The organism is Telluria sp. ZB4P37, assembly GCF_059685855.1.
Genome location: NZ_JCASID010000025.1, coordinates 1 through 24,405, shown reverse-complemented (window position 1 = coordinate 24,405; position 24,405 = coordinate 1). Strand labels below are relative to the sequence as shown.

Sequence of the window (24,405 nt, the reverse complement as noted above, 5' to 3'; positions counted from 1 at the left end):
CCGTTCGTAGATCATTATTTAACAATCGGGGCTTTGATCCACGCCCCTCGTCGGCAAAATAAGACACATTTTGTCGCTCCCGAACAACACGTACCTGTTTATTGGAATGACGCATGGGAATCGAACTTGCCGGTCTGATCAAAGCTGACCTTGCCGCCCTCACCAACGAAGCCAACCGCCTCGCGATCGCCCCTGCCGCCGACCTCCCGGCCCAGGGCGCATTTAACAATTCACCAAGCGAGTTCTCGTTTACCCAAACCATGAAGAACGCAATCGCCAGCGTGGACGGCGAAGACCGCGCCGCGGGCGAGCGCATGGCGGCTGTCGATGCCGGCAAGAGCGACGACCTGGTCGGCGCCATGCTGGCCAGCCAGCAGGCCAGCCTGTCGTTCTCGATGCTCATGCAGGTCCGGAACAAGGTCATGGGCGCCGTCGACGAACTGATCAAGCTCCCGGTTTGATCTTCCTTCTTAGAGAGACGCATCTGTGATTTCCTCCCTCAAGGCCGCAGTCGGCGGCAAGCTGTCGCTGCCCGCGCTGCCGCCGGCATTGCGCAACAACTTCACCCTGCTGCTGGGCCTGGCGGTCGCCATCACGGCCGCCGTCATGATGTTCTCGTGGCAGGACCAGTCCAACTACAAGCCGGTCTTCGGCGCCCGCGAAAAGGTCGCCGCCAGCGACATGATGACCGTGCTCGAAGCCGAAGCCATCCCCTACCGCATCCACCCGGACAGCGGCCAGGTGATGGTGCCGTCCGGCGAACTGGGCAAGGTGCGCATGCTGCTGGCTGCCAAGGGCGTGACCGCTCAGCTGCCGGCCGGACTTGAGCTGATGGACCGTAACGACCCGCTGGGCGTGTCCTCGTTCGTGCAGGACGTGCGCTTCCGCCGCGGCCTGGAAGGCGAACTGGCGCAGAGCATGCTGACCATGGACGCGATCGCCTCGGCGCGCGTGCACCTGGCCATTGCCAAGTCGAGCTCTTTTGTTGCCGGGGCAGGCGACCAGTCGTCGGCATCGGTGGTGGTCGCGGTCAAGCCGGGCCGCACGCTGTCGAACGAGCAGATCGCCGCGATCGTCAACATGGTCTCGAGCAGCGTCGCCAACCTGAACCCGAGCCGGGTGTCGCTGGTCGACCAGGCCGGCAACTACCTGTCTTCGCGCGTGGACCTGGCCGACGGCTTCGACGGCCAGTCGCAGGGCGACGGCGCCGCCAAGCGCTACACCGACACGGTGCGCACCAACGTCAACGAACTGCTGGCGCCGGTGCTGGGCGCGAACAACTACAAGGTCAGCGTCACGGCCGACGTCGACAACGACAAGATCGAAGAAACCCAGGAAAAATACGGCGAAGCGCCAAAAGTCACCAGCGAAGCGATGCGCGAAGAGATGGAGCGCAGCCGCATGGCCCTGGGCGTGCCGGGCACGCTGTCGAACCGCCCGCCTGCAGTGGCCGACCCGGCCGCAGCGCAAGCCGACGCGCAGAATCCGGACGCCGACAAGGACAATGGCAGCGCGCGCAAGAACGCCACCACCCGCCAGTACGCCTATGACCGCGCGATCACCCAGATCAAGCGCTCGCGCGGCCGCCTCAAGAAGTTGTCGGTGGCAGTGGTGCTGAACAATGCCAGCGCCGCCAATGCGAAGATCGGCTATACCCCGGTGGAGCTGGCCAACATCGAGAAGATCCTGCGCGGCGGCCTGGGCATCGATGCCGCTCGCGGCGACGTGCTGACCGTCTCCGCCTTGAGCTTCCCAGCCGCGCCGGTGGCCCAGGAGTGGTGGCAGGAGCGCGACAACGTCGTCGACATGACCAGCTACGGCATGTATGCGCTGGGCGCACTGCTGGCCTACCTGCTGCTGGCCCGTCCGCTGCTGCGCGCGGTGACCACGCGCCTGGCGCCGCAGCCGCCGCTCGTGCCTGCGCCGATCGCCCTGCCGGGCGCACCTGGCGCCGCAGTCCCTGCCCCCGGCACCGCCGCCCTGCCTGCGGGCGCCCATGCCGCACTGGGCGCCCCGGCCGTTGCGACCCCTGGCGCGATGCCGGTGGTGCCGCTGCTGGAAAACTACGACCTCCCGCCGGCCGGTTCCGCCGTGGACGTCATGGTCGATCACCTGAAAGTCCTCGCCAGCAAAGAGCCTGAGCGCGTTGCCGAAGTCGTCAAACAATGGGTACAGAAAAAACATGGCCGAACTGAATAATCCTGACGGCGCCGAAGGCGCACTGTCCCCGGTCGAGCAGGCCGCCATCGTGCTGCTGTCGATCGGCGAAGAAGGCGCCGCCGCCGTGCTGCGCTGCCTCGAGCGCGACGAGCTGCTGGAGCTGACCCAGGTCATGTCGCGCATGAGCGGCATCAAGGTCGATACCGTCAAGACGGCGGTCCAGAACTTCTTCGACGACTACCGCCAGCAAAGCGGCCTGCATGGCGCTTCGCGCAGCTACCTCAAGCGCTCGCTCGACCTGGCGCTGGGCAACGACATCGCCAATAGTGTCCTGAACACGATCTACGGCGACGCGATCCGCCCGATGATGGCGCGCCTGCAGTACGCCTCGCCGAAATGGCTGGCCGAATTCATCTCGCACGAGCACGTGCAGATGCAGGCCGTGTTCCTGGCCTTCCTGCCCCCGGCGATGGCTTCCCAGATCCTGGAAGCGCTGCCGCTGGACGGCCGCGAACTGGTCCTGCTGAACATGGCGCGCCTGGACGAGATCGACCGCGACGTGCTGCACGAACTCGAAGAGCTGGTGAACCGCTGCCTGGCCGCGCTCGACACGCAAAGCGCCAGCGTCGAAGGCGTGCGCCAGGTTGCCGAGATCCTGAATCGCCTGCAGGACAACCGTGCCGGCATGGTCGAGCTGCTGCGCGCCCACGATCCGGACGTGGTGTCGCAGATCGAGATGTCGATGTACGACTTCTTCATCCTGTCGCGCCAGACCGAACAGGTCATCAGCCGCCTGCTCGACGAAGTGCCGCTCGAGCAGTGGGCCGTCGCGCTCAAGGGCGCCGAGCCGCTGCTGCGCGACGCCGTCCTGTCCGCGATGCCGAAGCGCCAGGCGCAGAGCTTCGAGGACCTGATGCGCCGTTCGGGCCCGGTCCCGATGTCGCGCATCGAACAGACCCGCCGCGAGATCATGGCCACCGTCAAGGGCCTGGCCGACGCCGGCGAAATCGATATCCAGCTGTTTGCCGAGGCGACCGCCGAATGAAGCAATTCCGGGCTTACCATTTCCCTCCGCTGCACCAGTTCCCCGGGGCCCTGCGCCCCGGCGCGCCCGGCCCTGCCGGCGGCACCGCCGCCTCGGCCGAAGAATGGCAAAGCGCGCTGGCCGACGGCTACCGCCAGGGCCAGCGCGAAGGGTATGAAGCGGGCCTGGACCAGGGTCGCGCCGACGGCTATCCCGTCGGCCAGAGCGAAGGCCTGCAGCGCGGCATGGAAGAAGGCCGCGAGATGGCATTGACCGGCCTCGAGGAGCTGTCCAAGCCGGTCGACGCCATGCTCAAATCCCTGAAAAAGCTCAAGACGGACATGCGCGCCGCCCAGCGCAAGGAAGTAGTCGACCTGGTCGGCAAGATCGCGCGCCAGGTGATCCGCGCCGAACTGGCGCTGCAGCCGGTGCAGCTGCTGGCGCTGGTGGAAGAAGCCCTGAGCGTGATGCCGCCGTCGCGCGACCAGGTCGAAGTCTTCCTCAATCCCGAAGAACTGCGCCGCGTGCTCGAGCTGGACCCGAAGCGCGCCAAGAAATGGACCCTGTTGCCCGACCCGGCGCTCGAACCCGGCGAATGCCGCGTGCGCTCGGGCGACAACGAAGTCGATGCCGGCTGCCAGGGCCGCCTGTCGGCCGTGATGGACCAGGTGCGCGAGCAGCTGGCTGACGAGGACGGCGAATGACGGCCCTCGCCTCGCGCCTGCGCGCGGTAGAACTCGATGGCGTGCCGGTCGCCACGCCGCTAGGGCGCCTGGTCGGCGCCCAGGGCCTGCTGCTGGAATCGGTCGGCTGCCCGCTGCACACCGGCCAGCGCTGCCGCATCGAGACCGTCGATGGCGGCTGGCTCGACGCGCAAGTCGTGGGTTTCAAGGAAAAGGTCTCCTACCTGATGCCGTTCAAGAAGGCCATCGGCCTGGCGACCGGCGCGCGGGTGCTCCCTACCCCGGTACAGGCCGACCTGATGATCGGCCCTTCGTGGATGGGCCGCATGGTCAACGGACTGGGGGAGCCGATCGACGGCCTGGGCAAGCTGGGCGGCGACCAGCCGCTGTCCACTACCCCGCCCAAGGTCAACCCTTTGAAAAAGGCGCCGGTCGAGGAACCGCTCGACGTCGGTGTGCGCGCGATCAATTCGATGCTCACCATCGGCAAGGGCCAGCGCGTCGGCCTGATGGCCGGTTCCGGCGTCGGCAAATCCGTGCTGCTGGGCCTCATCACGCGCCAGACCGTGGCCGACGTGATCGTGGTCGGCCTGATCGGCGAGCGTAACCGCGAGGTGCGCGAATTCGTCGAGAAGTCGCTCGGGCCTGAAGGCTTGAAACGCGCCGTGCTGGTGGTGGCGCCTGCCGACGAGTCGCCCCTGATGCGCGTGATGGCCACCGAAATGTGCCATTCGATCGCGGCCCATTTCCGCGACCGCGGCCAGAACGTGCTGCTGCTGTGCGATTCGCTCACGCGTTACGCGATGGCGCTGCGCGAAGTGGCGCTGTCGCTGGGCGAGCCGCCGGCCACCCGCGGCTATCCGCCGTCGGTGTTCTCGAACATGCCGCAGCTGGTGGAATCGGCCGGCAACGGCGAGAACCCGAAAGGCAGCATGAGCGCGATCTATACCGTGCTGGCCGAAGGCGACGACCAGCAGGACCCGGTGGTCGATTCGGCGCGCGCGATCTTGGACGGCCACATCGTGCTGACGCGCGAGCTGGCCGAACGCGGCCACTATCCGGCCATCGACGTGGCCCAGTCGATCTCGCGCTGCATGGCGCAGGTGGTCGGCCAGGAACACGCGCTGGCCGCGCGCAAGCTCAAGGCCTCGCTGGCGCGCCATGCGCGCGTGCGCGACCTGATCCCGCTCGGCGCCTATGTACCGGGCGCCGACCCCGAAACCGACAAGGCGGTGCGCCTGCATCCGCATATCGAAGCCTTCCTGTGCCAGGGCACCCGTGAAGAGGCTCCCATGCCGGGCAGCGTCGAACAGTTGAAAGCGATGATGGCATGAGCAAGCAACACATGATCGACAGCCTGGGCACCTTGGTGCGCCTGCGCAGCACTGAAGTAGACCGCCTGCAGGCCGACATGGCGAGCCAGGAAGCCACCCGTGTGCGCTACCAGAACAACCTGGCGCGCATGGACGCGCTGGCCGAGGGCAGCGGCCCGACCGGCGCCCTGCCGCCTGCGCTGGCGCTGAACTGTGGCGCCTACAAGCAAAACGTGATGGCGATGGCCGACTTGCATCGCACCGACCTGGCGCTGCACGAAGCCAATATGGCGGTATCGCAGCGCAACCTCAGCGCCGCCTGGACCCAACGCGAGCTGCTGGGCAAGGTGCTCGAGCAGCAGGAGACCCAGTTGTCGCGCGCGCAGGAGCGCATCGTGCGCAAGCGCGAAGACGACATCGCCACCCAATCGTGGATGGCGGGACGAACCGCTTAAGAACCCAAGCGGCCAGCAGCACTAGATCAGCAGTATCACAGCAAGTAGAGTCAGGAGAAACGACATGGCATCCGCAATCACCGCACCGAGCTACGACCCGATCACCACCGCGAACTCGCTGGCGGACAAGTACGTCATGGCGCGCCAGAAGATCCTGGACGCCCAGGGCGCGGCAGCCCGCGCCACTGAAAAGGGCCTGGGCGACCTGGGTTCGGCGATGACTGCATTCCAGACCAGCCTGGCCGCACTGACTGGCCTGAACAAGAACCTGTACGCGCAGGCGGCCACCTTCAGCGATACCGCGGTGGGCAGCGCCACGGCCGGTCCTACTGCGGTCCCGGGCAACTACTCGTTCTTCGTGGCGAAACTGGCCACCGCCAGCCAGGTGTCCTACGCGGGCTTGACCGACAACGCCGGCGTGGCCGGCACCCTGCACATCAACATGGGCGGCTCGCTGGCCTTCGACGTCAGCCTGAACGCGGCCGACACCGACGGCAACGGCACCCTGAGCACGCGCGAGCTGGCGGCGGCGATCAACAGCGCCACCGGTAACACCTCGATGGTCACCGCCTCGATCGTCACCACCGGCACCACCTCGGAGCTGGTGCTGACCGCCAAGAACACGGGCCTGAACAGCGCCATCTCGATCGACACCGCGGATATCAGCGGCGCATCGAGCCTGGCCGCGGCCAACGCCGATCCCTTGCGCAAGCGCACCCTGGTGGTGGCGCAGGACGCGGACGTGCGCATCGGCTCGGAAAACGGCACCCCGATCATCCAGGCCAGCAATACCTTCACCAATATCGACGGCGTGAAGATGACCTTCACCAAGGCCCAGGCGTCCGGCAGCGCGCCGGTGGGGATCACGGTCGGCGCCGACAGCAAGGGCACCATTGCCAACGTGCAGGCCTTCATCGATGCCTACAACAAGCTCAAGACGGTGCTCAACAAGCTGACCGATGCGGGCGATCCGTCCAAGAAGGACGCCGGCGGCGCCTTTGCCCATGACGGCGGCATCCGCGCCCTGAACCAGCGCATGGTCAGCCTGCTGCGCCCGTCGACGACCGGCGACACCCTGGCATCCTTCGGCATCATCGCGACCCGGGACGGCATGCTCGAACTGAAAAGCGATCGCCTGCAGAGCCAGCTGGCGCTCAAGCCGACCGGCCTCGATACCCTGATCGGCTCGAGCTCGGCCTCGAACCCGACCGGCATCGCCGGCGCGCTCGACAAATTCGTCAAGGGCTGGAGCAACGCCGCCGACGGCCAGATCAAGAAGCGCAAGGAGCAGACCAGCGACCTGCAGTCGACGCTGGCCGACCGCCAGGCCTTCCTCGAGCAGCAGCACGAAGCGGCCTACCAGCGCTACCTGCGCCAATTCACGGCCCTGCAGTCGCTGCAAGGCGCCATGACCAACAACCTCTCGATGTTCGATGCCATGTTCGGCAACAACAAAGACTAAACAACACTACGGGATCCACATGTCCTATCAAGAAGCCTACGGCAGCTACCACGCCGTCAACCTCGATGCGCAGACCTCGCGCGCCTCGCCCGTGGAGCTGGTCCTGCTGCTCACCGACGGCCTGCTCGACGAGCTGGCGCGCGCCCGCGCCCACATCGCCGCGCGCCGTTTCGAAGCCAAGGCAGCCAGCATCGACAAATGCGTCGAGATCATCAACGGCCTGTCGAGCTCCCTGGATTTCGATCAGGGCGGCGAGACCGTCGCCAACCTGGCGCGCATCTATGATTTCTGCGCCCAGCACCTGCACGGCGCCGGCATCAAGCTCGACCCGACCATGGTCGATGAAGTGATCCGCGTGCTCACCACCATCCGCCAGGGCTGGAAAGGCGTCCAGGAGCGCAATGGATAGGTCGCGCGCCATCGACGCCCTTGCCGAAGTGCTGCAGGACGCCGGCATGCGTGCCGACTGGGACGGGCTTGCCCACGCCGCGCGCGAGCTCGGCCCCCGGCTGCAGGCGCTGGCCGCGGGCAAGCCCTGGAGCGGCGCCGAGCGCGCAGCCCTGGGCCGCCTGCGCAGCGCGCACGACGAAGCAGCCGGCCAGGTGGCTGCCGCCTCCGGGCAGCTGGAGGCGCGCCTGGACGACATGCGCGTCAACAAGGATGGCTGGATGGCCTATGCCCTCGCGGGCGAACCCGATTCTGGTAACACCACCACATGAATATCACGATGAACAGCGCCCCCCTGCCGACGAGCAGCGAAGCCACCGTCGCCGCCAACGGCAGCACGGCTGCCCCGGCCGACGCCCTCCCGCTCGACCCGGCGCAGCTCGCCGCTTCCAGCGTTCCAGCGGCCATGCCCTTCCTGCAGTTCATGGACCTGAACGCCGTGGCCATGCCGGCGGCCGAACAAGCCGTGCCTGAACTGGCGGCCGCCGACACCCCGGTGTCGCAAGATGGTGCCGCACCTGCACCGGCCGTCGCCGAAGCTGCGGAGGAAACGCCTGCTACCGGCAACGACACGCTGCTGGCCGCGATGGCCATGCCCTTGATGCCGTCGATGATGATGGCCATCCCGGCCGCCCTGCCCGCGGGCCTGCGCTTCGCGTCAGGCAAGCCGGAGCAGCAAGCCACTGGCAACGCACCGGTTGCTGCTTCTGCTGCTGCGACGGCCGGCGCCATCGAGCTGCCGCTTGCCGCTGCTGCCACGCCAGTCATCAAGGCCGCGGACGCCGCCCTGCCGGCCCAGGCCGTCGCTACCGCCTCGGCCCAGCTGGCACGGGCCAGTGCATCCACCGCTGCCGCCCAGCCGGCGCCGGCAGCTGGCACCAGCCAGGCCGCGCCTGCCGCCGTGCAGGCGCAGCCGCGCGAAGCCGCCGTTTCTGAAGCCGCCCCGGCAGCCGGCAGCAATGCCGGCTTCGGCGTCGCTGCACCAAGTGCGCCGAACGCCCCCGTGCGCGACGCCGGCACCTTGACCCTGGCCGGCCCGCCGACCGCCTGGCGCCAGTCGCTGCAGGAAGCCCTGGGGGAGCGCCTGAACGTCCAGCTCACGAAAAACGCCGAGCAGGCCATCATCCGCCTCGAGCCGCCGATGCTGGGCCGGGTCGAGATTTCGATCCGCCATACCGCGGGTGCGCTCGAAGTGAACATCACGGCGACCCACAGCGAAGTGCTGCGCCAGCTGAACACGGTCAGCGACAACCTGCGCAGCGACCTGGCCGGCCGCCAGTACACCGATGTATCGGTGAACGTCAGCCAGGCCGCGCCGCGTGCCCAGGCCGCCGCGCAAGCGGGACAAGGTGCCGGCTTTGGCGCCGATGCACAAGGCCGCGGCCGCCAGCAGGACCCGGACCAGGACGAGCGCGAACCCGGCGCCGCCCTGGCCGAGGCCCATCAATCCACCACCGCGTTCTCCCTGAGCTCACGCGCCTGAACCCACGACCATGAACAGTAAAGCCAAACTGATCGCCGCCTTCCTCGGTGTTGCCGTCCTCGCCGCGGGAGCCGCTGGCGGCGCCATGTGGTACATGGCGCCGCCAGCCGGCGCCCATGATGCTGCCGCCAAGCCGGCCCCGGAAAAGAAGCTGACCAAATACGTCACCCTCGACAAGGTCATCGTCATGCTGCGCCGCATGCCGAACCAGCCCACGGCCCACTACCTGTCGGTCGACCTGGTGCTGGCCACCACGCCGGAGCAGGAAAAGGAAGCCAAGGAACACCTGCCGCTGCTGCGCAGCGTCGCTGTATCGAGCCTGTCGGCCTACACCGTGGCGCAAGCCTCGAGCATGACGGTGGAACAGTATGCCCAGCAGCTGAACAAGACCTTCGACGCCAACTATGCCAAGGAAAACCATGAAAAGCCGTTTTCCGAAGTCATGATCGGCAAGCTGATCGTCGAATGATCCTATTCTAGACACCGGGGACATCGTGGCCTATACAGCCGACTATGCCGACTCCAGCGCCGCTTCCCTGTACGGGGAAGCGCCGGCCAACGCGGGCATGCTGCCTGCCGAGGAGCAGCGCCACCTGCTCGCGTATGCGCCGCTGGTCAAGCGCATCGTGCGCCAGCTGAACTCGCAGGTGTCCGGCGCGGTCTCGCGCGAGGACATGGAGCAGATCGGGCTGATGGGGCTGCTCGAGGCGCTGCGCCGCTACGGCACGCCGGACAACGGCTTCGGCAGTTATGCGTCCCTGCGCGTGCGCGGCGCCATCCTGGACGAGCTGCGCCGCCAGGACTGGCGCCCGCGCGCCGTGCGCCAGGACAGCCACCGCATGCGCGACGAGCTGCGTGCCCTCACCCGGCGCCTGGGCCGCGAGCCGAGCGAGAAGGAAGCCGCGGCCGCCCTTGGCATGTCGGCCGACGAATTCCGCCAGCACGTGCTCGACGACGTCGCCGAAGAGATGCTCAGCTTCGACGAGGTGCTGCAGGAAGCCACCGACCATGCCCACAGCGCACCGAGCCCGGAAGAAGGCTATATGGTGCGGCGCAGCCTGGAGCAGGTGCTGGGCAGCCTGAACGAAAAAGAACAGCGCGTGATCCAGATGATCTACGAGTTCGAATTGAGCTACAAGGAAATCGCCGCCGTGCTCGACCTGTCGGACGCCCGCGTCTGCCAGCTCAACAAGAGCGCACTGGCAAAAATGAAGGCTGCGCTCGGGCGCGCCTGACCTTCTCACTACAGCAACAAGCAGGCAACAAGAAAGGCAGTACGTCATGCAGCAATTACTAGGTCTTGCCATCGTGCTCGGCGCCGTCTTCGGGGGCTTCTCCCTGATGGGCGGCACCTTCGCCTCGATCTTCCACCCGATCGAGCTATTGATCATCGGCGGCGCCGCCTTCGGTGCACTGGTGCTGGGCAACCAGCGGCACGTGCTGGCCGAGATGGCGCACCAGCTGAAAAAAGTCATGGCGCGCAGCAAGCACGACTCGGAATTCCAGCGCCAGCTGCTGCTCCTGATGTACGAACTGCTGCAAACCGCCGCCGGCGGCCTGAAGGCGCTCGACGCCCACGTCGAGGCGCCGTCGGAAAGCCCGCTGTTCCAGCGCTACCCGCGCATCCTGGACGAGCCCAAGCTGCTGGCTTTCATCGTCGACAACTTCCGCCTGATGGCGATGGGCAAGATCAACGCCCACGAGCTCGAAGGTGTGCTGGAGCAGGAACTGGAAGCCATCCACGAAGAACTCACCCAGCCGGCCAAGTCGCTGCAGAAGATCGCCGAAGCGATGCCGGGCTTCGGCATCCTGGCCGCGGTGCTGGGCATCGTGATGGCGATGTTCTCGGTCTCGGGCGGCGCCGATTCGGGCGAGATCGCCGAAAAGATCGGCGCCGCGATGGTCGGTACCTTCATCGGCATCTTCTTCTGCTACGGCCTGCTCGAACCGCTGGCCAACATGATGAAGCAGCTGGTCAATTCCGAAGCCTCGACCATGGAGACCGTGAAAGTGGTGCTGTGCACCCACGTGGCCGGCAAGCCGGCGCTGCTGGCGATCGACGCCGGACGCCGCCTGATCCAGCTCAACACCAAGCCCAGCTTCGCCCAGCTCGAACAGTGGATCAATGCAATGGGCGGCGAGGATGAATCGCAGAACAAGCGGCGCCGTACGGCCGACCGCATGACGGGATAATCGTGTCAAAAGCTAACGACAAGCACGAATCGACCATCGTCAAGCGCGGCGGCGGCAAGCATGCGCATGACGAACACGGCGGCGCCTGGAAGGTGGCCTTCGCCGACTTTTGCCTGGCTTTGATGGCATTGTTTCTCGTCTTGTGGCTGATTGCCTCCCGGGAACAACAGAATCTCAAGAAAATCGTGCGTGATGCAACCGAGAACGGTATGCTCGACGAAAAGGGCCGCAAGCCCGAGATCGCGGCGGAACCGAGCGGCAGCATGATCGAGCGCTTCGAGCTGCCGCTGGCCGGCAGCGCCGGCAACCAGGCGCCGGGCAGCCCGAATGCGCCGCGCGTGGCCTACGAGTCGCCCGAAGACCTGGCGGCACTGTCGAAGGCGCTGGGCGAGATGAGCGCGGACGCGGGCCTCGCGGCCAACCTGGACACCGTGATCACGCCCTACGGCCTGCGCGTCATGCTGCATGACACCGACCGCCAGGGCATGTTCATGCGCGGCAGCGCCCTGCCCACCGGACGCTTCGTGCGCCTGCTGCGCAAGATGGGCCCGCTGTTCGCCCAGATGGAAAACCAGATGCTCATCGTCGGGCATACCGATTCGTCGCGTTTCGCCGGTTCCGACAAGGGCGGCTATTCGAACTGGGCGCTGTCGACCGACCGCGCGCTGTCGGCGCGGCGCGAATTGCTCGACGGCGGAATGCGCAGCGAGAGCGTGCTGCAGGTGGTGGGCATGTCCGACCGCGCGCCGCTGGAAATGAAGGAACCGCTGGCGGGAGTGAACCGCCGCATCGAGCTGCTGATCCTGACGACGGGCCAGTCGCGCATGGTCGCCAGCATGTTCGGCAAGCCCGGCGCCACCACCCCGCTGGGGAAGGACGCGTCGATCAGCATGCCCGACGCGGCAGCCCTGGAAAAGCTGCGCAGCCAATTGCCGAAGTAAACCCATGAGCATCCAATCGAAAACCCGAGGTAACCGCATGAAAATCACCGGCGCAATCGCTCCTACCGTGACCATCGGCACCGGGCGCACGACCGTGCAGGCGCCTGTCGAGACGGCGTCGATGTCGGCCCCGGCGCCCGCCCTGCAGTCGGACGTGCTGCAGCCGGCCGCGCAGGCCCTGCGCGCGATGCCGGACTTCGATGCCGCCAGAGTCGCCGAGCTGCGCGACCAGCTGGCAAAGGGCGAGCTGCCCTTCAATGCCGGCCGCCTGGCCGGCCTGATCGAGCGCTTCCACGGCGGAGGCCGGGGATGAACCGCATGACCCGGCCCCAGGCCAATGCGCTGCTCGTCGATGGCGTGCAGGCCGACGTGCGCGACAGCGCCGAAGTGCTGGCCCTGCTCGAACGCCAGTTCGAGGCGGCGCTGCGCCACCAGACGGCCGAACTAACTTCGCTCGCGAAGCTGCTCGAACCGCTGTTGGATGGCATGGATGCACGGCGCCAGCAGCGCGTATCGCTGGTGCGCGCCCTGCTGGGCGAAGACGCGACCATGGCGCAATTCATCACGACGCTCAGCGAACCGGCGCAGGGCGCGCTGGCCGCGGCCTGGGCCGACCTGGAACATACCGTGCAGGCCTGCAAGGCGGCCTCTACCCGCAACGGCAGCCTGCTGGCCGAACAGTACACCGTGATGCAGCGCGTGCTGCATGGCGAGGAAGACATTTATGCGCCACGCTGATTTTTCGACCGCCCCGATTGCGCCGCTGGCGCCGACGAACGCGACCCGTCCCACCGCCGCCATCGGCGGGGGCAGCGGTGCTATGCAACGTTTCGGCAACATGTTCGGCGAGGTGCAGGGCGAAGTCACCGCCTACATCCAGAGCGGCGACGGCGGTGAGACCGGCGCGGCCGCCCTGAGCGCCGAAGGCAGCATCTGGCATGCCCGTGCGGCCGGCTTGATCAGCGGCGAAAACGAGGTCGATGGTGTCGATGGCGTTGCCGGCAGCGACACCACGCCCGAGCAGCAGGCATTTTTGGACAGCATCGCCCCCTGGGCGCGCCAGGCCGGCGAGCAGCTGGGCGTCGCGCCGGAACTGGTGTCGGCCCATGCCGCGCTGGAATCGGGCTGGGGCCAGCGCCCACTGAAGAATGGCAGCGGCGAGTCGAGCCACAACCTGTTCGGCATCAAGGCCGGCGCGAAGTGGGAAGGCGCCGTGAGCGAGAACAGCACCACCGAATACATCGGCGGCGCCGCGATCAAGACCCGCGAGCGCTTCCGCTCCTACCCGGACGCCGGCAGCGCCTTCCGCGACTATGCGCATATGCTGGCGGATAACCCGCGCTATAAAGGCGCACTCGGGGTCGGCAACGACGCCCGCGCTTTTGCGCAGGGCCTGGCCAAGGGCGGTTACGCGACCGACCCGGCCTATGCGGCGAAACTCACCCGCCTGGCCACGAAACTGCAGCGCAGCGACGGCTAAGCCGGTCTTCTATCTTATCGACTGATCTATCTACTGACCCCGGGCGCCTCGACCGGCTCGACCGTGCCGGCGCCGGTCACCCGCATCCGCACCACCTGCCCGCTCGCCGCGTTGCGCACCCGCACGGTGGCGCCGCGCGCGCCGGCGTCGAGCGCCTCGCCCCCCATGCTGATCTCGATGCCCTCGTGGCGCGCCAGCATCAATACCTGGTCGCCGCGCTTGACCATCAAGGGCGAGGTCAAGCTGCTGGCACGCAGGATCTCGCCCGCGCGCAAACTGCGCCGGCTGGTCTGGCCGATGGCCGCTTCAGGCGCACCGATGGCGTCCGCCACCTGGGTGACGTCGCGCCGCTCGAGCGTGAGGTGCTCGTCGGTCAGCACCTCGTTGTTCCTGAGCGGCATGGCCGTGACGGCAACCACCGCCGTGATACGGGCCCGCACGACGACATCCTGCTTCCAGCCGCGCGGGTCGGGGCAGCGCGCCACGAAGCGCATGCGCGCGTACTGGCGGGTGTCGAGCGCCTCGATCGCGACCGGGGCACTGCATGGCGGCGCCGGGCGCGCGCTGACCACGTTCAGCTCGACTTCCGGCTCCGACATGCCGCTGGCGAGCAATTGTTTGTCAATTTGGCCACGGGCAGCTTGTTCTATCTGTAAGGAAATAGATTGAGCGGCCTCGGTTGTGGCGCATAAAAGACAGGATACAATGAACGTGGTTGCCCTACGGAAAGCAATCATTGTTAAATAGAGGGTCGCGTTAGAAACAAAGAAGCGACCATCATACCGAAACAAACTGCAGGACACCGACAGAGGACCGATATGACGATTAATTTTAAGGAAGCTCTTGGCGTACACGCCGACGCGCTGCAGGTGCGCGCTGAACGTACCCGTGTGCTGGCCGCCAATATCGCCAACGAGAGCACGCCTGGCTATACGGCGCGCGACATCGACTTCGCCTCAAGCCTGCAGGAGCAGATTGCGCTTGATGCCGGCGAGCCGACCTTGGATAGCGACGGCCCGCTCTACCGCGTGCCCTTCCACCCCAGCGCCGACGGCAACACCGTCGAGATCGGCGTCGAGCAGGCCGCCTTTTCGCAGAACGCCTCCGACTTCCAGACCAGCCTGACCTTCATCAACATGAAGCTGCGTGGCCTGAACAAAGCCATTACCGGCCAATAAGGGAACCAAGACCATGGGTTTCAAGGATATTTCCCAGATCGCCGGATCGGCCATGGCGGCCCAGACCGTGCGCCTGAACACGATCGCCAGCAACCTGGCCAACGCCAACGCCGTGGCCGGCTCGGAAGCCGAAGGCTACCGCGCGCGCAAGCCGGTGTTCGCCGCCATCATGGGCGAGTCGGGCGGGGCCAGTGTGCAGGTGCTGGACGTGGTCCAGTCGAGCGAGCCGCTGCGCAAGATGTACGAACCGGACAATCCGGTCGCCGACGCCGACGGCATGGTGTACTACGCCAACGTCAACGAAGTGGCGGAGATGGCAGACATGATGTCTGCCTCGCGCGCCTTCGAGACCAATGTCGAGGTGATGGGCCGCATCAAGAACATGCAGCAGTCGCTGCTGAAGATGGGCGAGGGCTGATTCCATGGTCACCACTACCAACAACGCCTTCGGCTTCTCCACGCCGAACACCAGCGCGAACAGCGACAAGATCGCCACCAGCACCGCCGCCAGCGAGAACAAGGACATGTTCACCAAGCTGCTGGTCGCCCAGATCCGCAACCAGGATCCGCTGGCGCCGTCGGACCCGACCCAGTTCGTGAACCAGCTCTCGCAACTGTCGCAGACCGAAGCGCTGCAGCAGCTGGCCAAGAGCACCAGCGCCAGCGCCAGCGTGCTGCAAAGCCTGCAGGTCATGGCGATGGGCGCCCAGGTCGGCAGCGAGGTCTCGGTTGCGACCGGCCGCGTGCGCATGGGCGAAGACAAGATCAGCGGCAACGTCCAGCTCGGCGGCGCCAGCAGCGTCACCACCTTGGTGCTGACCGGCGTCGACGGCCAGCAGCACCGCGTCAGCCTGCCTTCGCACGGCGCCGGCGCCCTGCCCTTCACGCTCGACCCGGCCGCTCTCGGCCTGGCGCCGGGCAACTACAGCATCAGTGCCGAAGCATCGGACGGCACCAAGCCGGCGGTGGAAGTCAACGGCCGCCTCGACAGCGTCCGCATGTCGGCCACCGGCGGCATCCTGCTGCAGGTCGCCGGCATCGGCGAAGTCGATCCATCGAGCGTCACGGGTTTTAACGGTAAGGCCAATGTCCTGGCCGCCACGGATATCTAAAAGGAATTCACATGAGCTTCAATATCGCACTGTCCGGCATCCAGGCCATCAACGAGCAGCTGGAAGCCGTTTCGAACAACATCGCCAACGCCGGCACCTACGGCTTCAAGAGCAGCCGCGCCAACTTCGCCTCGGTGTATGCCGGCGACCAGGCCAATGGCGTGGAAGTGGCCTCGCTGACCCAGAACATCGGCCAGAACGGCAGCCTGCAGAACACCGGCCGCGGCCTCGACGCCGCCATCCAGGGCCGCGGCTTCTTCACCAGCCGTGACGCCCAGGGCGTGATGCAATACACCCGCGTCGGCATCTTCTCGGCCAACAAGGACGGCAACCTGGTCGACGCGGCCGGCCGCAACGTGCAGGGTTACGGCCCGACCGTGGGCGGCGTGATCGGCGTGATGGGCGACATCAAGATCCCGACCGGCCAGATCGCGGCCAAGGCCAGCACCGGCATCAATTTCGTCGGCAACCTGTCGGCCGATTGGGCTCCGAAACCGGCAGCCCCCGCTTTCAACCACACCGACTCGTCCACCTACAACATGGTCAAGCAATCGGTGCTGTTCGACTCGCTCGGCACCCAGCACACCGTGTCGCAGTATTTCGTCAAGACCGGCGCCAACACTGTCGCCGTGCATTACGCCATCGACAACGCGGCCCCGTCCGGCACTGCCACCACCCTGACCTTCGACACCCTGGGCCAGATCCCGGCGGGTACCAAGAGCGCGCCGCAGACCCTGGCGGCCGGCGGCGGCGCGGCTGCCCTGACCTTCACCATCGACTACAGCGGCACCACCCACTTCGCCGGCGAAGCCACCACCACCACCAACCGCAGCGACGGCTATGCCTCGGGCAGCTTCGTGGGCGTGGAACTGGCCGAAGACGGCTCGATCGTGGCCAAGTACAGCAACGAGCAGCAGCAGGTCGTCGGCACCCTGGCGATCGCCACCTTCCCGGACGAAGGCAGCCTGATCTCGACCAGCGACACCAGCTGGGCCGCCAACAACGCCTCGGGCACGCCGCTGTACAGCACCCCGGGCGTGGGCCTGGCCGGCAAGCTGTCGAAAGGCACGCTGGAAGGCTCGAACGTGGACATCACCTCGGAGCTGGTCGGCCTGATGACCTCGCAACGTAACTACCAGGCCAATTCGAAGGTCATCACGACCGAGAACCAGATGATGCAAGCCCTGATGCAAGCCCTCTAAGCTAAAGGCAGACCGTCATGGATAAACTGATCTTCACCGCCGTCAGCGGCGCCGAGCGCACCATGCGTGCGCAGCAGGTGCACGCGAACAACCTGGCCAATATCGACACCTCGGGCTTCCGCGCGAACTTGGAGGTGGCCGCGACCCAGGCGCAGCAACGTGGCTACGGCTACGACAGCATGCACCTGGCCCAGACCCAGGCGGACACGATCTCGACCCGCTCCGGGGCGGTGCGCGAAACCGGCCGTCCGCTGGACGTCGCCATCAATGGCGGCGGCTACCTGGCGGTGCAGTACGACGGCGGCGAAGCCTATACCCGTGCCGGCGCCATCGACATCGACGCCAACGGCGCGCTGTCGGTGCATGGCCATCCCCTGATGGGCGAAGGCGGCCCGATCACGCTGCCGCCGCACCAGGCGGTCGAAATCGGCACCGATGGCACGATCTCGGTCTTGAGCGAAGGCGCGACCGCCATGCAGGCGATCGACAAGCTGCGCCTGGTAAACGCCGAAGGCGCGGAGCTGACCAAGAACGAAGCCGGCCTGGTCGTGTCGCGCCGGGGCGAGCCGCTCGAGGCGGATGCGAACGTCACTGTGCGCGGCGGCGCCCTCGAGGGCAGCAACGTGTCGGCGGTCGAAGAAATGGTCGCCGTGATGAGCCTGAACCGCAGCTTCGAGATCCAGATGAAACTGTTCAAGGCCAGCGACAGCATGAATGAAGTGGGCAACCGCCTGATCGGCGCGTAAGCGTCCGCCAATTCACACCAATACGAGGAGTACCCATGAATCCAGCAATGTGGATCAGCAAGACCGGCGTCCAGGCGCAAGACGCCAAGCTGCAGGCAATCGCCAACAACCTGGCCAACGTCAATACCGTCGGCTTCAAGCGCGACCGTGTCGTGTTCGAAGACCTGTTCTACCAGGTCGACGCCCAGCCGGGCGCCCAGAGCGCGGACAACACCGTCTCGAACGGCGTCCAGCTCGGCAACGGTACCCGCCTGGTCGGCACCCAGAAGGTCTTCACCAACGGTAACATGCAGACCACCAGCCAGCCGCTGGACGTCGCCATTTCCGGCGCCGGCTTCCTGCAGGTGCGCCGCCCGAACGGCGAACCGGCCTTCACCCGCGCCGGCCAGCTGAAGGTCGATGCCAACGGCACCCTGACCAATGCCCAGGGCCTGGCCCTGGTGCCGCAGATTACCGTCCCGGAGAACGCCACCGCCATCACCATCGGCGAAAACGGCATGGTCTCGGCCACCATCGCCGGCAGCAGCGCCCCGACCGAACTGGGCCAGCTCACGCTGACCAGCTTCGTGAACCCGGCCGGCCTGCTGGCCCTGGGCGAGAACCTGTTCAGCGAAACGGCTGCCTCGGGCACCGCCAACGAAGGCCGTCCGGGCGATGGCGCCATGGGCAAGCTCAAGCAGGGCGCGCTGGAAGGCTCGAACGTGCAGGTGGTCGAAGAGATGGTCGACATGATCGCCGCCCAGCGCACCTACGAGATGAACACCAAGGTGCTGTCGGCTGCCGACAACATGCTGCAATACCTGGCACAGGCTGCACGCTAAATGAAAGTCCTGACTGCGGCGCTCTGCGCCCTCCTGCTGGCCGGCTGCGCAACCACGGCGCCGCGCCAGGCTTCGATCGACGACGACGAAGTGCCGATGGCAAGGACAAGCACGCGCGGCGTCTCCGGCGGCGTCTTCACGGGTGAAACCGTGTCGCTGACCTCGGACAGCCGCGCCTACCGCGTGGGCGACGCGGTCACCGTGATCCTCCAGGAAACCACCCAGGCCAGCAAGCGCGCCGGCACCAGCTTCTCCAAGGGGTCGTCGGTGGCGGTGGCCCCGATCGCCGCACTCGGCAAGACCTTCGGCAAGACCGCGATCGACATCTCGGCCGACCGCAGTTTTGATGGCGACGCCACCAGCACCCAGCAGAACGCCCTGTCCGGCGCGCTGACCGTGATCGTGCAGGAAGTGCTGCCGAACGGCCTGCTGCGCGTGGCCGGCGAGAAGAATCTGATGCTGAACCAGGGCGAGGAATTCGTGCGCCTGAAGGGCTTCGTGCGCGCCGCCGACATCGACAACGACAACCAGGTCTCGTCGCTGCGCGTGGCCAATGCCCGCATCGCCTATTCGGCGCGCGGCGCCCTGGCCGATGCTAATACCCCAGGCTGGCTGACCCGCTTCTTCAACAGCCCACTGATGCCGTTCTGAGGACGATATGATTCACAATTCTCATGTTGCCCGCGGTTTTCGTATCATGTTGTGTGCCGCCCTGCTCGGCGGCGCAGCCATGCCGGCCACCGCGGCGCAAGCGCTGCGCAACCTGGTCAGCGTCGAAGGCGTGCGCGACAATCCGCTGGTCGGCTACGGTTTAGTCGTCGGCCTGAACGGCAGCGGCGACTCCAGCCAGGTGAAATACGCCGGCCAGTCGGTCGTCAACATGCTCAAGCAGTTCGGCGTGCGCCTGCCCGATGGCGAAGACGCCAAGAACAAGAACGTCGCGGCCGTCATGGTGTCGGCCGTCTTCCCGCCGGGCTACCGCCGCGGCCAGGCGATCGACATCACCGTCTCTTCGCTGGGCGACGCCAAGAGCCTGCGCGGCGGCACCCTGTTGCTGACGCAATTGCGCGCGGCCGACAATGAAATTTATGCGCTGGCCCAGGGCAACCTGGTGGTCGGCGGCCTGAACGCCACGGGAAAAAGCGGCTCTTCGGTGACGGTGAACACCCCGACCACCGGCCGCATTCCGAACGGCGCCATGATCGAGCGCGAGATCGCCTCGGACTTCTCGACCCGCCCGCACCTCATGCTGCGCCTGCGCCAGCCGCATTTCGAGACCGCGACCAACGTGGTCGAAGCGATCAACAAGCGCTACGGCGCCATCGCGACCACCGCCGACGGCACCAGTGTCGAAGTCATCGCTCCAATCAACCCAACCGAGCGCGTGGCCTTCATGGCCAAGCTGAACAACCTGTCGATCGAATCGGGCATCGAAGTGCCGAAGGTCGTGTTCAACTCGCGCACCGGGACCGTGGTGATTGCCGACGGCCTGCGCGTGAAGGCGGCCGCCGTCACCCACGGTTCGCTCAAAGTGATCATTTCGGAAAGCTCGCGCGTGAGCCAGCCGGGCCCGCTGTCGCGCGGCCAGACCGCCGTCACGCCGGAATCGAAGCTGTCGGTCGACCAGGGCTCGGGCCAGATGTTTCGCTGGCCGCCCGGCGCCAAGCTGCAGACCATCATCGACGTGGTCAACAGCCTGGGCGCCTCGCCCGACGACATCATGGCGATCCTGCAGGCGCTCGACCAGGCCGGCGCAATCGAAGGCGAACTGGTGGTGATCTGATGCGCATCGACCCGACCCAACTCCAGCAGGCGGCCCTGGCTGCCGAAGCACCAGTGGCCCCGGCGGCCGCCCAGCCGGCGGCCGACCCGGTCTATGTCAAGAAAGCCACCAAGGCCGCGGTCGAGTTCGAGCGCTTCTTCATCTCGCACATGCTCAAGGAAATGCGCTCGTCCACCCGCGCCATGGCGACCGAAGACAGCGTGTTCAACAACAAGGTCAACCAGGACATGCAGGACATGGCCGACGACCAGCTGGCCGCGAGCATGGCCGGCAACCGCGCTTTCGGCATTGCCGATGCGATCCTGCGCCAGCTCGTCCCTGCCGCCCAGCCCGCCTCCAAGCCTGACACTAAAATCTAGTCGCAGGAAAACTTAATGCCGGGCAATAAACGGTCGCCTTGTTCAGGTAGACCCTGCCTCTGGAAAGAATCCGCACCATGGCCATCATCAATAACGCATTGTCCGGCGCCCTCGCCGCCCAGGTCGCTCTGTCCGCCAGCAGCCAGAACATCGCCAACCTGCAAACCAAGGGCTATACCCGCCAGTCTGCGCTCCTGACCGCCATGGGTCCGGACGCCAGCCCGCGCTCGGCCGGCAATGGCGTGCAGGTCAGCTCGCTGCTGCGCTTTTCGGACAACTACAAAAGCCAGGCCATGTGGCGCGCGGCGGCCGAACTCGGCGCGCATTCGCAGACCCAGCCTTACCTGAGCCAGCTCGAAAATGTCATGGGCGACGACACCGCCAGCCTGTCGGCCGGCATCGACCAGTTCTTCGGCGCCCTGAACGCCGTCGCCGGCGACCCGGGCTCGACCCCGCTGCGCCAGCAGGTGCTGACCTCGGCCGGCCTGATGGCCGAACGCTTTAACGGCCTGAACAACGTGTTCAACGCCCAGCTGCAGTCGGTGCGCAACCAGCGCAGCGCCATCGTCGACTCAGCCAACTCGCAGATCGCATCGATCGCCAGGCTGAACCAGCAGATCAGTGAAGCGCAGGCCGGCGGCCTGAGCGCATCAAGCATGATCGACGCCCGCGACCAGGCCATTGACGGCCTCGCCAGCAAGATGGCGCTGGAAGTTTCGGACAACGGCGACGGCACGCGCGACATCTCGCTCAAGACCGGCCAGGCACTGGTGCTGGGCAGCAAGCACGGCACCCTGACGGCCGCACCAACCGCGACCTCGCCCCAGGAATTCTCGCTGAACTTCGCCGGCACCAAATTCGTGCTCGATGCCGCCAGGCTCGGGGGCCAGCTCGGCGGCCTGGCAAAGTATGAAACCGAAAAACTGGTGCCGATGCAGGGCGATATCGCCTCCATCGCGCAGCAGCTCGCCAAGAAGGTGAACGACCAGCTGGCAGCCGGCCTCAAGCCTGCCGTGCCGCCCTCCACCACGCCTACCCCCGGCGCCCCGCTGTTCGTGTTCACCCCGGGCGGCAATGCCGACATGCTGAAGGTCGCGACTCCCTTTGTCGCGGAAGACTTCGCGTTTTCGAGCGACGGCGCGCCGGGCGACACGGGCAACCTGCAGAAGCTGGTCGCGATCAAAAGCCAGGACATCACGGTCGGCACCATCGGCACCGTGCTGCTCTCCGACGCCGACACCCAGATCGTCGGCAAGCTCGGCGTGGACAGCCAGCTCAACAAGGCCGCCCTGAAGACCACCCAGACCGTGCGCACCCAGTCGCTCGACGACTGGCAATCGACCAGCGGCGTGAACCAGGACGAGGAAGCCGTCAACCTGGTCGAATACCAGAACATGTACCAGGCGAACCTGAAAGTCATTTCGATCGCCAACCAGCTCTTCGACGCCACCCTGGCGATGATGGGCTAAAGGACCAGACCATGCGTATCGCCACCTCGCAGTACCAATCGACGATGAACCAGTCGCTCCAGACCAACCAGGAGCGCATCACCCACCTGACCCAGCAGATGGCGAGCAACAAGCGCATCCTGGTGCCGTCGGACGACCCGGTCGACAGCGTGCGCCTGGCGCGCCTGGCGCGCGAAGAAGCCACGGTGCAGCAATACCGCGACAACATCGGCTCGATCAAGATCCGCCTGACCAAGACCGAAGGCTACCTGAGCAATATGTCGAAGGAAATGGTCAACGGCCGCGACCTGCTGGTCTGGGCCTCCGATGGCGGCAACGCGGCGGAAGACCTGAAGGCCATGGTCAGCCCGCTCGAAGCGCTGCGCGAGAGCCTGTTCTACAACGCCAATACGATCGACCAGGAAGGCCGCTACGTGTTTTCCGGCACCCTGACCACGACCGCGCCGATCAAGTACGACCCGGCTGCCGCCCTGGGCTCACGCTACACCTATGCCGGCAACACCAATTCGCAGAACGTGGTGGTCGGCAACGGTATCACCCAGGCCGGCAACCAGGACCTGAAGGGCCTGGAAAAGCTGCTGAATCAGCTCGACGAGAGCATCGACCTGCTCAAGACGCCGGGCATTACCGCGAATAACCCGGCACTGCGTACGGTGCTGGCAAACAACCTCGGCGGCTTCGACGATGCGCTCGACCTGGTCAGCGGCAAGATCGCCGTGCTGGGCGGCGCGCAGAACATCATGGCCACGCTCGACGCGAATCACTCGAATGTCAGCCTGTCGAATAAAATGGCGATTACCGATATCGGCGCCCTCGACGTCGGCGAGGCTGCGACCTCGCTCAACGGCTATTCGACCGCGCTGCAGGCTACGTACAAAGCGTACAGCCGGATCGGCACCCTGTCCCTGTTCTCGGTCCTGTAAGCCATGATGGAAGCTGCCCTGCGCCCGGCCAACCCGGGCCTCACGAATACCACCGCCGCGACCGGCACCGGCGCCGCGGCGCGCGCCACCGCGATCCGCCCGGCCGATCCGGACAGCCGCGTCGTTACGCAGGTCGCTGCCGCCTCTGCCCCGCTCCAGCGCGGCATCAAGTGGGATACCCGGCTGCAAGGCGACGTCGCGCGCGCGCAACAGGCGGTCGACTACCTGGAACGTGTCGCATCCCAGCTCGAAGCCCTGAAAGCCGACCTGAGCGCCAAGATCTCGGGCCGCGGCGACCCGGCACGCCAGATCGAACTGCGCGCCCAGCAGCTCGCCACCGCCTTGCAGACCCGCGCCAGGAAGAGCGGCGGCGGCGTCGATTCCCAGCTCGAGTTCAAGGATGGCCAGGCGGCCACGACGCGTTTCCGCATCCGCGGCTTCGACATGGCTGCGCTGCAAGCCGCCGGTTCACAGACTTATGCATTCTCGGTCGGCAGTTCCGGCGGCCCCCAACTGACGGCCACCATCGACGAAGGCATGACGCCCCAGGAAATCGCCGCCCGCCTCGACCGTACCCTGTCGCCGGTGAAGGTCCGCGTCTCGCTCGACAACCAGCAGCAGCTGGTGTTCGGTGCGCCGGAAGCCGAATGGGTTGGCGTCAAGGATGCGATCGCGATCTCCGGCCGCGGCCGCGTGGACACGGCCGAAGAGCCACCTGTCATCGCACCTGAGCAATGGAATATCGGCAACCCTGACGCCCTGCGCCAGAGCCTGCGCGAAGTGATGGCGGCCCTGGGCCGCGTGCGCCGCTCGCAAGAAGCGGCCAGCGCGGCGCTGAGCGCTGCCATGGCCCGTACGCCGCAGCCGGCGATTCCGGAAGCGGAGCTGGCGATCATTTCGCAGGATTTCACCGCGACCGCAGCGGGGCATGACTACCACTCGCTGCTGGCGATTACGTCTGCGCTGGTGGGCGTGAGCCGTGAACGCGTGCAGGCGCTGCTGGGCTTGCGTTAGGCGCTCTTCTCTTCCGCGAAAAAGCTCCTTCGTGAACTGAACCCCGTAAAGTTGGACGGTTGGTTTAATGAGCGGCCAAGGGCTGGGTTCTGTATTGCACAGGACTCAGCCCTTTTAGTTTCATCTTGATGCGGTCGTGATTGTAATAGCGGATGTA

The 24,405-nt window shown here is 66.3% G+C and carries 31 protein-coding genes; 29 read left to right on the top strand and 2 right to left on the bottom strand.

The window, feature by feature from the left end; genetic code table 11:
• Positions 1 to 113: 113 nt before the first annotated feature.
• The 17 genes from fliE to AC56K1_RS22485 all read left to right on the top strand — a co-directional run bounded on the left by fliE (position 114) and on the right by AC56K1_RS22485 (position 13,641).
• The gene (fliE, locus tag AC56K1_RS22565; protein ID WP_497128251.1) at positions 114 to 461 is read left to right on the top strand and encodes a flagellar hook-basal body complex protein FliE; all 348 of its coding nucleotides are present in this window, start codon (positions 114 to 116) and stop codon (positions 459 to 461) included.
• A 25-nt stretch (positions 462 to 486) separates the two neighbouring features.
• Positions 487 to 2,199, top strand: coding sequence for a flagellar basal-body MS-ring/collar protein FliF (gene fliF, locus AC56K1_RS22560; protein WP_497160017.1), 1,713 nt, complete (start codon positions 487 to 489; stop codon positions 2,197 to 2,199).
• Positions 2,183 to 3,205: a flagellar motor switch protein FliG gene (locus AC56K1_RS22555; protein ID WP_497160016.1), complete on the top strand. Its 1,023-nt coding sequence runs from the start codon at positions 2,183 to 2,185 to the stop codon at positions 3,203 to 3,205. The genes fliF and AC56K1_RS22555 overlap by 17 nt, the downstream gene beginning before the upstream one ends.
• The gene (fliH, locus tag AC56K1_RS22550) at positions 3,202 to 3,888 is read left to right on the top strand and encodes a flagellar assembly protein FliH (RefSeq protein WP_497160015.1); all 687 of its coding nucleotides are present in this window, start codon (positions 3,202 to 3,204) and stop codon (positions 3,886 to 3,888) included. The genes AC56K1_RS22555 and fliH overlap by 4 nt, the downstream gene beginning before the upstream one ends.
• Positions 3,885 to 5,201 (top strand): flagellar protein export ATPase FliI, encoded by a 1,317-nt coding sequence (gene fliI, locus AC56K1_RS22545; protein WP_497160014.1) that lies wholly within the window; start codon positions 3,885 to 3,887, stop codon positions 5,199 to 5,201. The genes fliH and fliI overlap by 4 nt, the downstream gene beginning before the upstream one ends.
• On the top strand, positions 5,198 to 5,635 hold the full coding sequence (locus AC56K1_RS22540; RefSeq protein WP_497160013.1) for a flagellar FliJ family protein: 438 nt from the start codon (positions 5,198 to 5,200) through the stop codon (positions 5,633 to 5,635). Before fliI ends, AC56K1_RS22540 begins: the two co-directional genes overlap by 4 nt.
• Before the next feature lie 64 nt (positions 5,636 to 5,699).
• Positions 5,700 to 7,097 (top strand): flagellar filament capping protein FliD, encoded by a 1,398-nt coding sequence (gene fliD / locus AC56K1_RS22535; protein ID WP_497160012.1) that lies wholly within the window; start codon positions 5,700 to 5,702, stop codon positions 7,095 to 7,097.
• 19 nt (positions 7,098 to 7,116) lie between these two features.
• On the top strand, positions 7,117 to 7,506 hold the full coding sequence (gene fliS, locus AC56K1_RS22530; protein ID WP_171085854.1) for a flagellar export chaperone FliS: 390 nt from the start codon (positions 7,117 to 7,119) through the stop codon (positions 7,504 to 7,506).
• Entirely contained in the window at positions 7,499 to 7,816 is a 318-nt protein-coding gene (locus tag AC56K1_RS22525) for a hypothetical protein (RefSeq protein WP_497160011.1), read from the top strand. The genes fliS and AC56K1_RS22525 overlap by 8 nt, the downstream gene beginning before the upstream one ends.
• A complete protein-coding gene (locus AC56K1_RS22520) occupies positions 7,813 to 9,027 on the top strand; it encodes a flagellar hook-length control protein FliK (protein WP_497160010.1) in 1,215 nt (404 codons plus the stop codon). Before AC56K1_RS22525 ends, AC56K1_RS22520 begins: the two co-directional genes overlap by 4 nt.
• A 10-nt stretch (positions 9,028 to 9,037) precedes the next feature.
• Positions 9,038 to 9,496: a flagellar basal body-associated FliL family protein gene (locus AC56K1_RS22515; RefSeq protein ID WP_497160009.1), complete on the top strand. Its 459-nt coding sequence runs from the start codon at positions 9,038 to 9,040 to the stop codon at positions 9,494 to 9,496.
• Between the two features lie 25 nt (positions 9,497 to 9,521).
• A complete protein-coding gene (locus AC56K1_RS22510; RefSeq protein WP_497160008.1) occupies positions 9,522 to 10,262 on the top strand; it encodes a FliA/WhiG family RNA polymerase sigma factor in 741 nt (246 codons plus the stop codon).
• A 46-nt stretch (positions 10,263 to 10,308) separates the two neighbouring features.
• Entirely contained in the window at positions 10,309 to 11,220 is a 912-nt protein-coding gene (gene motA, locus AC56K1_RS22505; RefSeq protein ID WP_497160007.1) for a flagellar motor stator protein MotA, read from the top strand.
• 2 nt (positions 11,221 to 11,222) lie between these two features.
• On the top strand, positions 11,223 to 12,161 hold the full coding sequence (locus AC56K1_RS22500) for a flagellar motor protein MotB (RefSeq protein ID WP_497160006.1): 939 nt from the start codon (positions 11,223 to 11,225) through the stop codon (positions 12,159 to 12,161).
• A gap of 37 nt (positions 12,162 to 12,198) precedes the next feature.
• Complete coding sequence (gene flgM / locus AC56K1_RS22495; RefSeq protein ID WP_497160005.1) at positions 12,199 to 12,474, top strand: flagellar biosynthesis anti-sigma factor FlgM; 276 nt, start codon at positions 12,199 to 12,201, stop codon at positions 12,472 to 12,474.
• Positions 12,471 to 12,899 carry a flagellar export chaperone FlgN gene (gene flgN / locus AC56K1_RS22490; RefSeq protein ID WP_497160004.1) on the top strand — a complete coding sequence of 143 codons (429 nt, stop codon included), beginning with the start codon at positions 12,471 to 12,473 and terminating at the stop codon, positions 12,897 to 12,899. The genes flgM and flgN overlap by 4 nt, the downstream gene beginning before the upstream one ends.
• The gene (locus AC56K1_RS22485) at positions 12,886 to 13,641 is read left to right on the top strand and encodes a glycoside hydrolase family 73 protein (protein ID WP_497160003.1); all 756 of its coding nucleotides are present in this window, start codon (positions 12,886 to 12,888) and stop codon (positions 13,639 to 13,641) included. Before flgN ends, AC56K1_RS22485 begins: the two co-directional genes overlap by 14 nt.
• Positions 13,642 to 13,667: 26 nt before the next feature.
• Here the strand turns inward: AC56K1_RS22485 and flgA are convergent, their stop codons facing one another.
• Positions 13,668 to 14,240: a flagellar basal body P-ring formation chaperone FlgA gene (gene flgA / locus AC56K1_RS22480; RefSeq protein ID WP_497160002.1), complete on the bottom strand. Its 573-nt coding sequence runs from the start codon at positions 14,238 to 14,240 to the stop codon at positions 13,668 to 13,670.
• Between the two features lie 219 nt (positions 14,241 to 14,459).
• Between flgA and flgB the strand changes: the two genes are divergently transcribed.
• The 12 genes from flgB to AC56K1_RS22420 all read left to right on the top strand — a co-directional run bounded on the left by flgB (position 14,460) and on the right by AC56K1_RS22420 (position 24,248).
• Positions 14,460 to 14,819 carry a flagellar basal body rod protein FlgB gene (gene flgB, locus AC56K1_RS22475; RefSeq protein ID WP_497160001.1) on the top strand — a complete coding sequence of 120 codons (360 nt, stop codon included), beginning with the start codon at positions 14,460 to 14,462 and terminating at the stop codon, positions 14,817 to 14,819.
• A 13-nt stretch (positions 14,820 to 14,832) separates the two neighbouring features.
• Positions 14,833 to 15,237 (top strand): flagellar basal body rod protein FlgC, encoded by a 405-nt coding sequence (gene flgC / locus AC56K1_RS22470; protein ID WP_489876284.1) that lies wholly within the window; start codon positions 14,833 to 14,835, stop codon positions 15,235 to 15,237.
• A 4-nt stretch (positions 15,238 to 15,241) separates the two neighbouring features.
• The gene (locus AC56K1_RS22465) at positions 15,242 to 15,931 is read left to right on the top strand and encodes a flagellar hook capping FlgD N-terminal domain-containing protein (protein ID WP_497160000.1); all 690 of its coding nucleotides are present in this window, start codon (positions 15,242 to 15,244) and stop codon (positions 15,929 to 15,931) included.
• Positions 15,932 to 15,942: 11 nt separating this feature from the next.
• Entirely contained in the window at positions 15,943 to 17,133 is a 1,191-nt protein-coding gene (locus tag AC56K1_RS22460; RefSeq protein WP_497159999.1) for a flagellar hook protein FlgE, read from the top strand.
• Between the two features lie 17 nt (positions 17,134 to 17,150).
• The gene (locus AC56K1_RS22455; protein WP_497159998.1) at positions 17,151 to 17,879 is read left to right on the top strand and encodes a flagellar basal body rod protein FlgF; all 729 of its coding nucleotides are present in this window, start codon (positions 17,151 to 17,153) and stop codon (positions 17,877 to 17,879) included.
• A gap of 35 nt (positions 17,880 to 17,914) precedes the next feature.
• The gene (gene flgG, locus AC56K1_RS22450; RefSeq protein ID WP_171085820.1) at positions 17,915 to 18,700 is read left to right on the top strand and encodes a flagellar basal-body rod protein FlgG; all 786 of its coding nucleotides are present in this window, start codon (positions 17,915 to 17,917) and stop codon (positions 18,698 to 18,700) included.
• A complete protein-coding gene (gene flgH, locus AC56K1_RS22445; RefSeq protein WP_497159997.1) occupies positions 18,701 to 19,351 on the top strand; it encodes a flagellar basal body L-ring protein FlgH in 651 nt (216 codons plus the stop codon).
• Between the two features lie 46 nt (positions 19,352 to 19,397).
• Positions 19,398 to 20,483, top strand: coding sequence for a flagellar basal body P-ring protein FlgI (locus tag AC56K1_RS22440; protein ID WP_497159996.1), 1,086 nt, complete (start codon positions 19,398 to 19,400; stop codon positions 20,481 to 20,483).
• Positions 20,483 to 20,842 (top strand): rod-binding protein, encoded by a 360-nt coding sequence (locus tag AC56K1_RS22435; RefSeq protein WP_497159995.1) that lies wholly within the window; start codon positions 20,483 to 20,485, stop codon positions 20,840 to 20,842. Before AC56K1_RS22440 ends, AC56K1_RS22435 begins: the two co-directional genes overlap by 1 nt.
• Positions 20,843 to 20,919: 77 nt before the next feature.
• Positions 20,920 to 22,311: a flagellar hook-associated protein FlgK gene (flgK, locus tag AC56K1_RS22430; RefSeq protein WP_497159994.1), complete on the top strand. Its 1,392-nt coding sequence runs from the start codon at positions 20,920 to 20,922 to the stop codon at positions 22,309 to 22,311.
• Between the two features lie 11 nt (positions 22,312 to 22,322).
• Positions 22,323 to 23,234 carry a flagellar hook-associated protein FlgL gene (gene flgL / locus AC56K1_RS22425; protein WP_497159993.1) on the top strand — a complete coding sequence of 304 codons (912 nt, stop codon included), beginning with the start codon at positions 22,323 to 22,325 and terminating at the stop codon, positions 23,232 to 23,234.
• 3 nt (positions 23,235 to 23,237) lie between these two features.
• Positions 23,238 to 24,248: a hypothetical protein gene (locus AC56K1_RS22420; protein WP_497159992.1), complete on the top strand. Its 1,011-nt coding sequence runs from the start codon at positions 23,238 to 23,240 to the stop codon at positions 24,246 to 24,248.
• Between the two features lie 64 nt (positions 24,249 to 24,312).
• Here AC56K1_RS22420 and AC56K1_RS22415 read toward each other — a convergent pair.
• A partial coding sequence (locus AC56K1_RS22415; RefSeq protein WP_497160027.1) for an IS3 family transposase occupies positions 24,313 to 24,405 on the bottom strand: 93 nt, incomplete at its 5' end.

Bases quoted from the DNA above. Each gene is read 5' to 3' on its own strand.
- flgA (WP_497160002.1), bottom strand. From the start codon at position 14,240: ATGTCGGAGCCGGAAGTCGAGCTGAACGTGGTCAGCGCGCGCCCGGCG.
- flgB (WP_497160001.1), top strand. From the start codon at position 14,460: ATGACGATTAATTTTAAGGAAGCTCTTGGCGTACACGCCGACGCGCTG.
- AC56K1_RS22465 (WP_497160000.1), top strand. From the start codon at position 15,242: ATGGTCACCACTACCAACAACGCCTTCGGCTTCTCCACGCCGAACACC.
- fliD (WP_497160012.1), top strand. From the start codon at position 5,700: ATGGCATCCGCAATCACCGCACCGAGCTACGACCCGATCACCACCGCG.
- flgN (WP_497160004.1), top strand. From the start codon at position 12,471: ATGAACCGCATGACCCGGCCCCAGGCCAATGCGCTGCTCGTCGATGGC.
- AC56K1_RS22460 (WP_497159999.1), top strand. From the start codon at position 15,943: ATGAGCTTCAATATCGCACTGTCCGGCATCCAGGCCATCAACGAGCAG.
- flgK (WP_497159994.1), top strand. From the start codon at position 20,920: ATGGCCATCATCAATAACGCATTGTCCGGCGCCCTCGCCGCCCAGGTC.
- motA (WP_497160007.1), top strand. From the start codon at position 10,309: ATGCAGCAATTACTAGGTCTTGCCATCGTGCTCGGCGCCGTCTTCGGG.
- AC56K1_RS22440 (WP_497159996.1), top strand. From the start codon at position 19,398: ATGTTGTGTGCCGCCCTGCTCGGCGGCGCAGCCATGCCGGCCACCGCG.
- flgC (WP_489876284.1), top strand. From the start codon at position 14,833: ATGGGTTTCAAGGATATTTCCCAGATCGCCGGATCGGCCATGGCGGCC.
- flgL (WP_497159993.1), top strand. From the start codon at position 22,323: ATGCGTATCGCCACCTCGCAGTACCAATCGACGATGAACCAGTCGCTC.
- AC56K1_RS22520 (WP_497160010.1), top strand. From the start codon at position 7,813: ATGAATATCACGATGAACAGCGCCCCCCTGCCGACGAGCAGCGAAGCC.
- fliS (WP_171085854.1), top strand. From the start codon at position 7,117: ATGTCCTATCAAGAAGCCTACGGCAGCTACCACGCCGTCAACCTCGAT.
- fliI (WP_497160014.1), top strand. From the start codon at position 3,885: ATGACGGCCCTCGCCTCGCGCCTGCGCGCGGTAGAACTCGATGGCGTG.
- flgH (WP_497159997.1), top strand. From the start codon at position 18,701: ATGAAAGTCCTGACTGCGGCGCTCTGCGCCCTCCTGCTGGCCGGCTGC.
- AC56K1_RS22420 (WP_497159992.1), top strand. From the start codon at position 23,238: ATGATGGAAGCTGCCCTGCGCCCGGCCAACCCGGGCCTCACGAATACC.
- AC56K1_RS22525 (WP_497160011.1), top strand. From the start codon at position 7,499: ATGGATAGGTCGCGCGCCATCGACGCCCTTGCCGAAGTGCTGCAGGAC.
- flgM (WP_497160005.1), top strand. From the start codon at position 12,199: ATGAAAATCACCGGCGCAATCGCTCCTACCGTGACCATCGGCACCGGG.
- fliE (WP_497128251.1), top strand. From the start codon at position 114: ATGGGAATCGAACTTGCCGGTCTGATCAAAGCTGACCTTGCCGCCCTC.
- flgG (WP_171085820.1), top strand. From the start codon at position 17,915: ATGAATCCAGCAATGTGGATCAGCAAGACCGGCGTCCAGGCGCAAGAC.
- AC56K1_RS22540 (WP_497160013.1), top strand. From the start codon at position 5,198: ATGAGCAAGCAACACATGATCGACAGCCTGGGCACCTTGGTGCGCCTG.
- AC56K1_RS22485 (WP_497160003.1), top strand. From the start codon at position 12,886: ATGCGCCACGCTGATTTTTCGACCGCCCCGATTGCGCCGCTGGCGCCG.
- AC56K1_RS22435 (WP_497159995.1), top strand. From the start codon at position 20,483: ATGCGCATCGACCCGACCCAACTCCAGCAGGCGGCCCTGGCTGCCGAA.
- fliH (WP_497160015.1), top strand. From the start codon at position 3,202: ATGAAGCAATTCCGGGCTTACCATTTCCCTCCGCTGCACCAGTTCCCC.
- AC56K1_RS22455 (WP_497159998.1), top strand. From the start codon at position 17,151: ATGGATAAACTGATCTTCACCGCCGTCAGCGGCGCCGAGCGCACCATG.
- AC56K1_RS22515 (WP_497160009.1), top strand. From the start codon at position 9,038: ATGAACAGTAAAGCCAAACTGATCGCCGCCTTCCTCGGTGTTGCCGTC.
- AC56K1_RS22555 (WP_497160016.1), top strand. From the start codon at position 2,183: ATGGCCGAACTGAATAATCCTGACGGCGCCGAAGGCGCACTGTCCCCG.